The following is an 11,723-nucleotide window of genomic DNA, read 5'->3' on the forward strand; positions in this document are numbered from 1 at the left end:
TCTCCTCCTTATTGAATTCCAAGTAATTTCACTATAAGTGCCATTCTGACATACATACCGTATTTGGCCTGTTTAAAATAACAAGCTCTAGGATCACTGTCAATTTCATATGAAATCTCATTTACCCGGGGCAGCGGATGTAAAACTATCATATCGTCTTTTGCCCTGGATATCTTTTCCTTATCCAATATATAGCTGTCTTTTAATCTTATATAATCTTCTTCATTAAAAAACCTTTCCTTCTGAACTCTGGTCATATAAAGTATATCCAGAGATCCTATAGTACTTTCCAAATTACTGGTTTCGCTGTACTCAATTTTTTTATTATCCAATTCTTTTTTTACATAATCTGGGATTTTTAATTCTTTGGGAGATATTAATGTAAAACTGTTGTTTTCATATCTAGACATGGCTTTAATAAGTGAATGCACTGTTCTTCCAAACTTTAAATCTCCACAACATCCTATCCTTAGATTAGACATTGTTCCTTTTATAGATTTAATGGTTAAAAGATCCGCAAGAGTTTGAGTAGGGTGCTGGTGTCCTCCATCTCCTGCATTTATAACAGGTATGTTGGAATACATGGATGCAATTTTAGGTGCTCCTTCTTTTGGATGCCTCATGGCAGCTATATCTGCATAGCAGCCAATTACCCTTATGGTATCTGCTATACTTTCACCCTTAGAAACAGAACTTGAACCCGCATCCGAAAATCCTATGACTTTTCCGCCTAACCTCATCATGGCAGATTCAAAACTCAATCTGGTTCTGGTACTGGGCTCATAAAACAAAGTAGCCAGTAACTTACCTTCACACAAATGAGAAAATTGTTCTTCTTTTGAAATTATCTGATTGGACAATTTAAATATTTCATCCAGTTCCTCTATTGAAAAATCCATTATGTCAATCAAGTGTCTTCCTTTTAACATTTCTATTCCTCCTTCTCAGTATCTCTGTACTAAAATTTAAAGGTTCAAAAAAGTGCCTTCACATTTGAAAGGCACTATTTTATACTATAATAACATTTAAATTTCTACCAGGCCTTCCCAGCTTCTCAGAACTAGTTTTAAAGGGCTTTTAGTATTTAATTTTACTGTAGTCTAGAATATCATAACTTTAATTTAAAGTCAACAGTTTAATTTGTTATTTGTGGACTTGTAATTATATCACCTTAGGAACTTATAAAGCTTCCCCCATTTACATGAAGAATTTGTCCTGTGACATAGGTGGAATCATCAGATGCCAGATAAACATAAGTAGGTGCAAGTTCCACAGGCTGTCCTGCTCTTCTCATAGGAGTATCCGTTCCAAAGGTTGTAATATATTCTGCTGGATAACTTGCAGGTTGAAGTGGAGTCCAGATAGGTCCCGGAGCTACGCCATTAACCCTTATATGCTTTGATACAAGTGAAAGGGCCAGTGATCTGGTAAAGCTTACAATGGCCCCCTTTGTTGCTGAATAATCCATGAGGATCTTATTCCCCCTGTAGGCATTAATTGAAGTTGTATTTATAATTGTACTTCCAGCTTTGAGATACCTGATGGCAGCTTTTGTAACATAAAACATTGCAAAAATATTTACACGAAAAGTATCTTCAAATTGTTCGGAACTAATATCTTCAAGCCTGCTCTGAGGAAATTGCACACCTGCATTATTCACCAACACATCCAGATGTCCAAAAGCAGAAATGGTATCCTCAATTATTTTTTTACAAAAGGATTCTTTTCTCAAATCCCCGGGAATTAAAATACATCTTCTTCCCTGCTCCTCCACCAGATCTCTAGTTTCTCTTGCATCCTCGTGTTCATTTAGATATACAACAACAATATCTGCACCTTCTTTGGCAAAAGCCAGAGATACAGCTCTTCCAATACCGCTGTCACCGCCTGTAATCAGTGCAACTTTATCTTTCAATTTGCAACCTCCAGTATAATCGGGGTTATCAAATATTGGTCTCGGTTCCATAATATATTCAAGTCCAGGCTGCACAGATTGATGCTGAGGTGGAAATGCTATTGGAACCTTTTGGCACTGTGTTTTATAGCCATAATAGGGATAAGAAAAAAACAAAGGTATTCCTCCTAAAAAATTATCTTTTATAGTATATGATTGTATACTGCATATATTGAATGAAATGTTTTTCATCAAATCTATTTAGATATACTGTAAAGAGCCATGAAGTATAAAATTTCACTTCATGGCTCTTCAATTAATAAGTATTATTAGTTTGGGAAAGGTGGTTCCTTGGCAACAGAACGTATTATATCAGATGCAGTTAAAAGTTGTGCATCTGTCCCGGTAACCGCAATCCAATAACTACCTTCTGCACCGTAAACGCCTCCTGCAGCAACAAGTTCCCCGGAAGCTCCCGTAAGAATTTCAATGGCTTCAAGTTCCGTTATTATGTTGCCGCTTATAGGAAGCAGTCTCAATCCAGTAGTAGATGGAGAATTCACCTTTGCTGCAATTTCCCCTATATTTCCGAAAACTCGTTTTTCCAATCCAACAGGAATTATAAGTTCTGTACGTCTTCCCATAACGGTTTGCAGAATAGGTCCGCTTGTCCCAAAAGTTGGGTTTGCAATCTGGATACCAGCCAATTTTCTTTCAGCATCAATGGCATTAGCACCTTTAAGTATAATATCTCCAAGCCCAAGATCTTGTACCACATCAAATATGGTCTTTCCCCTAATCCATTTTCCCTTTTCAATAACTATATCCATATTAAAATAAAATTCACCTTGGGTATTTATTTTTTTACCTGTCCCCAGGTTAACTCCACGGAAAAAGAATTCTTTGGAGAAATCTCCCTTTTGTCCGATTAATGATAATAATTCCTCGGCAATATAACCATTTGTAGTTCCTCCGGCAATAACAATAATATTGCTTTTCAATGCTTTTTGTATTTGTTTAAGAGAAATCACTGCCTTGGCAATCAATCTCTTGCCGGCAGGGACTGTAATTAGAAATTGTTTTGTCTTTAATTCATAACTTGACATCTTCATCCTTCTTTCCATTTATATTAATTTTAAAAAACAGAAACCGTATATTTATAAATACCCTCTAGATTGTTGGAATTTTATATTCACAAGGTACGTTTACATTACATTTGTCGCAACCATATCTTGGAGCAAATCTGAACAAATTTCTCTGTCAATATAATCATTACAGAGTTGATTGTTCTTACTTTTTTATTTATTTCAAATAGAATGTTAGTATAAGGTATAAGCTATTTTACTAACAAATATAGCATATAATTTATTGCATGTAAATGAAAAGAATTGAATTTTCTATCTAAGCAAATATATCAATTATGTTGTCTGAATTCTTTGAATTAGCTTTATCCTCAGAGCTATTTTTCGAATCTTTAACCTGACTGCCAGAAGTCTGCTCTATTTTTTGTGATTGACTTTGTTGAATTTGAGCTTGAATCTGTTCCAATCTAGCCTGTAATTGTTGTATTTTAGCTTTTTTTGTCTGTTCATCATCCTTACTTGAATTTTCCTGTTGTATTTGCTGCTGAATAGTTGCTATTTGTTTTTCAAGCTGACTTGTATCATCACCACTGTTTATTGATATACCCGCATTTGGTATGGAAGAAATTGATGAAATTCCCATTTTAAAGCCTCCTTTTAAAATTATACACAATGATTTTAAAACAGCTTTCTTAATATTTCCTTAAAATTATAAGATTTCCAAATTTATTTTATATATAACATTGATTCTATAACAATCTACTACTTATTAAAGCTTTTAAATTACGGGCAAGTAAGTTATAATCCTCTATAAAATTAATTGACTTTAATTTTTTATAAGTTGTTTCAGGTAATTCACTTAACGGAGTTTTTACCAATATCATTTTCGTTTCATCATTATCGAATTCAGCAAGATCTTCTATATTTCTAATATAATTTTTATTTACGGGACAAATCATTTGACATTTCATACAACCTATTATTGAATTATGACAATTTGAATCCATCCATTTGGGAAAATCTCCTTCACATTCATTATACAAGGTGATGCATTTATTTGCATGTATTATAAACCTGTCATCTGCTATTGCGCCCCTGGGGCAATTTTTCAAGCACAAGCTACAATTTCTGCATGCATTCATAATACTATTTTTCTGCCAGGAATCATCTTTACAAGGCATATCTGACATGTATACGCCAATCCAATAGAAACTGCTTTCATTATCTATATAGCATATATTATTTCTGCCATATACACCTAGACCACTTCTTGCTGCCAAAAGCTTGCATGGAAGATTAGTTTTTATTGCCTTAAAATTTTCATTAGAAAGTATTTTTTCAATAATGGAGGTCACTTCAATTATTTTCTTCTGCTTTTTCTCAAGTTCATTGCTTGTATTTAACAAATACATTGGAGGCATGATAGCAGCACACCTTTTCATTCCAAATGTAAAATGTATTCTGACTATTGGCTGTGGAATCGCTATAATTATAATTGACTTTGCTTTTAGAGAATTTTCCCAGATCCCATAATTAAACTTGTCTATATATTTTCCTATGTAATTATCAATATCTCTATGAATTCTTCTTGTATTTTCCATATCTGATTGTATTTCTTTAATATGTTCAATAGAAACAATCCGTGCTTTAAAACCATATGACTCAATATGCTTTATAAAGTTATCTGTTACTCTTCCCATATGTCCAATATTCTCCTTAATATATTTATTATGTAACTGTCATTTTGACATAATACAGTTACATTGATATAATTAATCATAGCATTGAATTAAGTAACGGTCAATACTATGATTGGAGGTTACGAAAATTGGATTTTTTATGCATTGATTTTATTAATAGCCAATGGTATAAAACACATAAATTCTTTAAAGATCCATTAAAGGATAAAAATTTGATGGAAAATTTTTGTAAAAAATGGAATGTTTCTATTGTTGATGTTTCTGATAGCAAATTAATTGATAAGTTACTAGAGCTTAGAAATTTTTTAAATCATATTATAAATGATTTATGTACGAAAAACACAATCTATGAAAAAGATATTGATAAAATAAACAGATACCTTACATGCTTTTCCTTTTATACGGTTTTAAAAAAAGAAGATAAAAGCTATTATTTGAGTACTGTTCCTGATAAATTTAACTCAAATCAGCTCATCTTTGAAATAATTTCATCTTTTATTGAAATCATAACAGATTATGACATAGAACGAATCAAGCTTTGTAAAAATCCTGAATGTAAATGGATTTTTTATGACGAGAGCAGAAGCCATACACGGAAGTGGTGTGACAATACCTGTGCAACTCTTATGAAAGTGCGCAGATTCAGAAAAAAGCAGACAATAAAGAACAGCAAAAACTTGTAAATTTTTTATCTGTTTATTACTTTTATCTGCATTCCTTCCATGATATCCAAGGTCTTCTGATTCAAACTATCATCATTGCTGGCAGTACAAGAGGCGTCCACTATAATCTCAGCTTCCGGCAATGCAGCTTTTGCTAAAACAGCATTGGATATAACACAGATATTGGACACAACGCCAATCAGCTCAACACTATCATATCCATTTTGTGCAAGGTACTCTGCCAGCCTTAGTGAGCCAAATGTTGCTTTTTCAAAGCATCTGGTGCTCTCATCACATAGATCAGCAACCCTTCCGTATAAATTCCATCCTTCTGTATTTCTTATACAGTGTGGAACAGGTAGATTTTTTCCTTCCTGCGTATGCAGATAATTATCCTTATGGGTGTCAAAGGTGAATACCACTTCATGGCCATTTTCCTTATACTGCTTAATTTTTTGTTCAATTCCACTTTCCAGTGCAACTGCCTTGTCAAACCCCAAGCTACCGTTTACAAAGTCATTTTGATAATCCACAACCACCAATATTCTCTTCACTGAAAATCACTCCCTTATACTCATATAATCTTTCTTTTATAAATAATTATATAATATCCTATAAAAAAATCCTAATTCTAAAATTTTAAAATTCTTTATAAAATTTTTAAAATATCTTTAACGTATTTTTAACCTCAACCACTAGAATCACATTATAAATAAAATTTAGGAGGGTATACATGAATAAAATTAAATTTATCTATGATTTAATAGGTTCAGTCAAACAAAAAGAAGATATTAAAGGCAGCTTTAATATGTCTGGAATAAAGGGAGGCAATAAAGTATTTGAAGTAAATAACAACTTTGAGAAGGAAAATACTAAAGAAAAACTCAAATCCAGTTTCAATCAGGAAATTCTATTTGATGGTAAAAAATTAAGGCGAAACTTTTGCACTGAATTAGAAGGTTTTTCCCAAGATGAAAAAAAGCTTCATCATTCATTTATGTCACATATTCACAACGGATTTCACATTCACGAACACAATGAATTTCATATTCATGAATTAAATCACGAAAACAAACTAAATAAAATTAAATTGTTATTTGGAATGTTAAATGACATGGAAATTGAAAAAGATCAGGAAAATGGGTATACTCTTTCCTTAATTTCAGATAAAGTCTCTGAAGATGTGAAGAAACTATTACTTGAAATTATAAATAACCATGCTAAAGAAGATAGTAACTGTATTCATAATAACCCAATTCATCATCAACATCATAATTTACATGAAAATTGCAACTTTGGAGACACACATGATAAATTTCATGATTTCATGAAACAATTTCATGAATCAAAGGATTTTAGATTCCAGATCAAAATGTCTATAAATGATAACTATGAAGTAAAAAAATCTATTATGAAAATAGAAAGTCACCAGTCTCAAATGGAGCTCAATGTGAATGTGAATTTAGCCTGACTTGAAAACTTATGAGAAAATAGTATAATAAATATGTAACTTATATGTAGGCTGTTGCAAAATAAATTTGCAACAGCCTACATATTTTTTATCTAAAATCCTCTTTAATAATAATTGTCATAAAATGTAGTATTCATAGCAATAACAGTAATTAAAATATTAAGAACTTATAACCATTACTTATAAGTAAATAAACAAACAATATTTAACATGTAAACCTTTTGAATATATAATATAAGTAAATTTTAAAATAAATTGTAGAAGGAGGATAAAATTTGTTATGGAAGTAAATTCTTTAAAAGGGAAAACATCTTTTTCTAATTCTAAAAGTATGTATGTAAAGCTTCTCATAGCTGTTGCTGTGGGAGTGGTAATTTGGTTTATACCAACTCCTGCAGGTGTTAAAGCTAAAGCATGGCATATGTTTGCTATTTTTGTTGCTACTATAATTGGATGTATACTAAAGCCGCTCCCTATTGGTGCTGTATCTATGATGGGTTTAACTATGACGGCTGTTACCAACACTACAACTATCAAGGTAGCCCTTTCTGGATTTAGTCAAAGTAGTATATGGCTTATAGTTATGGCTTTCTTTATTTCAAGAGGATTTATAAAAACGGGACTGGGTTCAAGAATAGCTTATCAATTTGTAAAATTGTTTGGTAAAAAAACACTGGGATTGTGTTATTCAATTTTATGCTGCGATCTTGTCATAGCTCCGGCAACACCAAGCAATACAGCAAGAGCTGGGGGCATAGTCTATCCTATAGTTAAATCTCTTTCGGAATCTTTTGGTTCAAGACCGGAAGATGGCACAGAAAGAAAAATAGGATCCTTTCTTATATTTTCTGAGTTTCATGGTGATATAATAACTTCAGCAATGTTTCTCACTGCTATGGCTGCAAATCCACTGGCCCAGACCCTTGCAGGAAGCTTAAATGTCCACATAACATGGTTTGGCTGGTTCTTAGCAGCACTTTTACCAGGTGTTATATCTTTTATATTAGTTCCTCTTATAATATACAAGATATATCCGCCTGAAATAAAAACAACGCCTAATGCACCTGAAATAGCCAAAGAACAGCTGAAAAAAATGGGACCTCTTACGAAAAATGAAAAGTATATGTCTCTCATCTTTGTTATGACGCTGTTATTATGGGTTACTGGAACTATAACCAAAATAGATGCAACTTTAACCGCCTTTATAGGATTGTCCCTGCTTTTACTGTTCAAAGTACTTGATTGGAATGATATAAAAAGTGAAAAGGGAGCATGGGATACTTTAGTATGGTTTTCAGTTCTGGTAATGATGGCAAATGAATTAAATGAATTGGGATTCATTCCTTGGTTTAGTAAATTAATCGCCGGAAGTGTAAAAGGATTCAGCTGGCAAATTATTCTTGTGGTTTTAATCTTGGCTTATTTTTACAGTCATTATATATTTGCAAGTGCCACAGCTCACGTAAGTGCCATGTACTCGGCATTTCTTGCAGTAGCAATAGCTGGTGGAATACCACCTATGTTGGCAGCTTTAACTTTAGGATTCTTTGGAAATCTATTTGCATCAACTACACATTATAGCAATGGACCTGCTCCGCTTTTATTTGGCTCAGGGTATGTCAGCCAGAATAAATGGTGGAGTTTAAATTTTATACTTGGCATAGTCTATGTAATTATTTGGCTTGGCATAGGACCTGTTTGGTGTAATATAATTGGTGTGTACTAAAAATAGATAAAGGGGTGAAATTAATGGAACAAATTAAACTTAAATATAAAAACTCATATGATACAATAAATATACCCAGTAAAAATCTTTTAGGTGTTTTAAATGCAAAGAATCTACCTTCAGTGTCAGATCCTGAAGGAGAAGTAAGACGGGCTTTAAAAAATCCCATAGAATCAAAAGCCTTAGGTGAACTGGCTAAAGGTAAACACAATATAGTGATACTTGTAAGTGATATAACGCGTCCTGCACCGTCTTATATTTTACTTCCACCAATAATAGAAGAGCTCACTGAATCGGGAATAAATTATGATGACATAACTATAGTTTTTGGACTTGGATATCATAGGAAGCAAACTGAAGAAGAGATGAAAAAATTAGTTGGTCGATACATATATGATAAAATAAGATGTATTAATCACAATATAGATGACTGTGTTCATATTGGAACAACTTCCAGAGGAACTCCTGTAGATGTATTTAAACCTGTAGCTGAGGCAGATTTCATTATAGCCACAGGCAATATGGAATTCCATTATAAGGCTGGTTATAGCGGCGGCAATAAAGCTGTTCTGCCAGGTGTTTGCAGTAAAAGAACCATTGAAACAAATCATATAATGATGATAAGACCAGGAACAATGCCTGGAAAATGTGAAGGGAATCCCATGAGAGAAGATATTGACGAGGCAGGTACTATTGTGGGAGTAAACTTTATGGTAAATGCTGTATTGAATAGCCATAAAGAGATTATAAAGGTAGTAGCTGGACACCCCATAAGAGCTCATAGAGAAGGCACTAAATATATAGATGAAATGTACAAAATGAGGTTGGATAAAAAAGTGGATATTGTAGTTGCATCCTGCGGCGGTTATCCAAAGGATATAAATTTATACCAATCCCAGAAAGGTTTGGAAAATGCCAGTTATGCCGTAAAAGATGGAGGCAGTATAGTCCTTCTTGCAGAATGCAAGGAAGGATTTGGTGAAAAACTATTTGAGGATTGGATGATGAAAGCGAAAAATACCCATGAGCCTGTAAAGTGGATACAAGAAGACTTTAGATTGGGTGCCCATAAGGCAGCTGTCATTTGTACAGTTCTTGAAAGAATTAAAGTGTATCTTGTTTCAGCAATGAGTGATGAAATTGTAAAAGGCATTTTTATGCACCCTGTTAAATCTGCTCAGGAAGGATTGGACGCTGCATTAAAAAAATATGGAGATAATGCACAAGTATTGGTTATCCCATATGCAAATTCGGTTTTACCTTATGTTGAAGATTAAAATAAAGATCAATTATTAAAAAGGAGTGTTTATAGATGAGTACTTTAAAAGGACAGGATTTATTGAGAAATCCATTTTTAAACAAGGGAACTGCTTTTACAAAAGCAGAAAGAGAAAAATATGATTTGACAGGTTTTTTGCCTGATACAGTAAGAACCATAGATGAGCAGGAAAAACTATCTTATGATAGATCCAAGGATTTTGACAGTAATCTTGAAAAACATCTTTATCTTATGAATATATATGATACAAATCGAACCTTATTTTATTACCTGGTCGGAAAGCATATCACCGAGTTTTTGCCAGTAATCTACACACCCACTATAGGAGATGCAGTTATAAACTACTCTAGGAACTACGACACTCCCAAAGATGCAGTTTTCTTGTCAGTGGACCATCCTGAAAATATAAAAAAATCCATTGAATTATCCCTAAAGGATTTAGATGAAATCAAACTTATAGTTGTAACAGATGGAGAAGGAGTTCTTGGAATAGGAGACTGGGGAGTTCAAGGAGTTGATATTTCAGTTGGAAAATTAGCAGTTTATACTGTGGCTGCAGGTGTAAATCCTAAAAATGTCCTGCCTGTGGTAATAGATGCAGGAACCAACAATGAAGCACTTTTGAATGATCCCTCTTATCTTGGAAATAGGCACAAAAGGGTTACTGGCAAAAAATATTATGATTTTATAGATCGATTTGTAGAGATAAGCCTTGAACTGTTCCCGGAAGTACTTCTTCACTGGGAGGATTTTGGCCGTGGAAATGCAAGAACCATTCTGGAAAAATACAGAGATAAAATCTGCACCTTCAACGATGATATTCAAGGTACCGGGGTAATGATGAATTCCGCTATAAATGCCGTAGCCAGGGCTACCAACACACCTGTAAAAAATCACAGGGTAATGGTATTTGGAGCTGGTACTGCTGGAATAGGTGTAACTGACCAAATATTTCTTGAGAAGGTAAGAAATGGGCTATCACAGGAAGAAGCTAAAAAACAGTTCTATCTTGTAGATCGTCAGGGATTATTGACAGAAGATATAGATGATCTTACTGAAGGCCAAAAAAAGTACGCCAGACCAAAGGGAGAATTTAAAAAACCATTAAAGGATCTTGCTGAAATAATAAGGAAAGTTAAACCTTCCGTGCTTATTGGAACATCCGGTGTACATGGCGCATTTACAGAAGAAGTAATAAAATCCATGGCTGAAGTAAATGAAAGGCCAGCTATCATGCCTATTTCCAATCCTACAAAACTCTGTGAAGCAACGGCACAGGATATGATAAAATGGAGCGATGGCAGGGCACTTGTAGTTACAGGAAGTCCATCAGATCCTGTAAATTACAAAGGAGTAACTTATACCATAGGTCAGGCTAATAATGCACTTCTCTATCCTGGATTGGGCCTTGGAATAATAGTTGCAAAATCAAGAATAGTAACTGATGGAATGTTATCTGCTGCAGCACATGGTATTGCATCCCTGCAGGATCTTTCGAAACCAGGAGCTCCTATACTTCCACCTGTAGCTAAATTAAGAGAAGCTTCAAAACTAGTGGCAACTGCTGTAGTAGAAGAAGCCATAAAAGAAGGCTTAAACAGGGTACCTATATCCGATGCTAGAAAAGCGGTAGAAAATGAAATCTGGGAACCTTGCTACAGAGATAATATTTAATATATTTACATGATACAGACAATATAGAAATAAAAAGTTTAAATGGAATACCCGTACTACATATTATTTATATGTAGTACGGATTCAATTTTTATATTTTAAGAGTTACTAGCAAGAAATCCCAAATCAGCATAGTAAACTATATTGGTATTAAAATTTAAGCAAAACATTAACATAAATATATTTTAGAGAGGGATTATAAAAATGAAAAAGGGATATATATTTATTATTTTAA

At 33.4% G+C, this 11,723-nt stretch carries 11 protein-coding genes; 5 read left to right on the forward strand and 6 right to left on the reverse strand.

What is annotated here, in order from left to right; all coding sequences use genetic code 11:
• Window positions 1–8: 8 nt before the first annotated feature.
• From pyrB to AB8U03_RS15050, 5 genes are all read right to left on the reverse strand, one after another.
• Complete coding sequence (pyrB, locus tag AB8U03_RS15030; protein WP_369705381.1) at window positions 9–929, reverse strand: aspartate carbamoyltransferase; 921 nt, start codon at window positions 927–929, stop codon at window positions 9–11.
• Between the two features lie 242 nt (window positions 930–1,171).
• Window positions 1,172–2,071, reverse strand: coding sequence for an SDR family oxidoreductase (locus AB8U03_RS15035; RefSeq protein WP_369705382.1), 900 nt, complete (start codon window positions 2,069–2,071; stop codon window positions 1,172–1,174).
• Window positions 2,072–2,223: 152 nt separating this feature from the next.
• Complete coding sequence (locus tag AB8U03_RS15040) at window positions 2,224–3,000, reverse strand: hypothetical protein (protein WP_369705383.1); 777 nt, start codon at window positions 2,998–3,000, stop codon at window positions 2,224–2,226.
• 295 nt (window positions 3,001–3,295) lie between these two features.
• Window positions 3,296–3,619, reverse strand: a complete 324-nt coding sequence (locus AB8U03_RS15045; protein WP_369705384.1) for a FlxA-like family protein — start codon at window positions 3,617–3,619, stop codon at window positions 3,296–3,298.
• A 106-nt stretch (window positions 3,620–3,725) separates the two neighbouring features.
• Window positions 3,726–4,676 carry a 4Fe-4S double cluster binding domain-containing protein gene (locus AB8U03_RS15050; RefSeq protein WP_369705385.1) on the reverse strand — a complete coding sequence of 317 codons (951 nt, stop codon included), beginning with the start codon at window positions 4,674–4,676 and terminating at the stop codon, window positions 3,726–3,728.
• Between the two features lie 128 nt (window positions 4,677–4,804).
• Here AB8U03_RS15050 and AB8U03_RS15055 point away from each other — a divergent pair, with 128 nt between their 5' ends.
• Window positions 4,805–5,359, forward strand: a complete 555-nt coding sequence (locus AB8U03_RS15055; protein ID WP_369705386.1) for a CGNR zinc finger domain-containing protein — start codon at window positions 4,805–4,807, stop codon at window positions 5,357–5,359.
• Between the two features lie 5 nt (window positions 5,360–5,364).
• On the opposite strand, the gene AB8U03_RS15060 is transcribed toward AB8U03_RS15055, so the two are convergent.
• A complete protein-coding gene (locus AB8U03_RS15060; RefSeq protein ID WP_369705387.1) occupies window positions 5,365–5,892 on the reverse strand; it encodes a cysteine hydrolase family protein in 528 nt (175 codons plus the stop codon).
• A gap of 179 nt (window positions 5,893–6,071) precedes the next feature.
• Here AB8U03_RS15060 and AB8U03_RS15065 point away from each other — a divergent pair, with 179 nt between their 5' ends.
• The 4 genes from AB8U03_RS15065 (at window position 6,072) to AB8U03_RS15080 (ending at window position 11,488) form a co-directional block, all read left to right on the forward strand.
• The gene (locus tag AB8U03_RS15065) at window positions 6,072–6,809 is read left to right on the forward strand and encodes a hypothetical protein (protein ID WP_369705388.1); all 738 of its coding nucleotides are present in this window, start codon (window positions 6,072–6,074) and stop codon (window positions 6,807–6,809) included.
• Between the two features lie 280 nt (window positions 6,810–7,089).
• The gene (locus AB8U03_RS15070) at window positions 7,090–8,535 is read left to right on the forward strand and encodes an anion permease (protein ID WP_369705389.1); all 1,446 of its coding nucleotides are present in this window, start codon (window positions 7,090–7,092) and stop codon (window positions 8,533–8,535) included.
• Between the two features lie 23 nt (window positions 8,536–8,558).
• The gene (locus AB8U03_RS15075; protein WP_369705390.1) at window positions 8,559–9,812 is read left to right on the forward strand and encodes a nickel-dependent lactate racemase family protein; all 1,254 of its coding nucleotides are present in this window, start codon (window positions 8,559–8,561) and stop codon (window positions 9,810–9,812) included.
• Between the two features lie 35 nt (window positions 9,813–9,847).
• The gene (locus tag AB8U03_RS15080) at window positions 9,848–11,488 is read left to right on the forward strand and encodes an NAD-dependent malic enzyme (protein WP_369705391.1); all 1,641 of its coding nucleotides are present in this window, start codon (window positions 9,848–9,850) and stop codon (window positions 11,486–11,488) included.
• The last annotated feature ends 235 nt before the right edge of the window (window positions 11,489–11,723 follow it).

The organism is Clostridium moutaii (genome assembly GCF_041205085.1).
Classification (GTDB): Bacteria; Bacillota; Clostridia; order Clostridiales; family Clostridiaceae; genus Clostridium_B; species Clostridium_B moutaii.

Coding starts and splice junctions, on each gene's coding strand:
- pyrB (WP_369705381.1), bottom strand. CDS start 929: ATGTTAAAAGGAAGACACTTGATTGACATAATGGATTTTTCAATAGAG.
- AB8U03_RS15040 (WP_369705383.1), bottom strand. CDS start 3,000: ATGTCAAGTTATGAATTAAAGACAAAACAATTTCTAATTACAGTCCCT.
- AB8U03_RS15045 (WP_369705384.1), bottom strand. CDS start 3,619: ATGGGAATTTCATCAATTTCTTCCATACCAAATGCGGGTATATCAATA.
- AB8U03_RS15050 (WP_369705385.1), bottom strand. CDS start 4,676: ATGGGAAGAGTAACAGATAACTTTATAAAGCATATTGAGTCATATGGT.
- AB8U03_RS15065 (WP_369705388.1), top strand. CDS start 6,072: ATGAATAAAATTAAATTTATCTATGATTTAATAGGTTCAGTCAAACAA.
- AB8U03_RS15070 (WP_369705389.1), top strand. CDS start 7,090: ATGGAAGTAAATTCTTTAAAAGGGAAAACATCTTTTTCTAATTCTAAA.
- AB8U03_RS15075 (WP_369705390.1), top strand. CDS start 8,559: ATGGAACAAATTAAACTTAAATATAAAAACTCATATGATACAATAAAT.
- AB8U03_RS15080 (WP_369705391.1), top strand. CDS start 9,848: ATGAGTACTTTAAAAGGACAGGATTTATTGAGAAATCCATTTTTAAAC.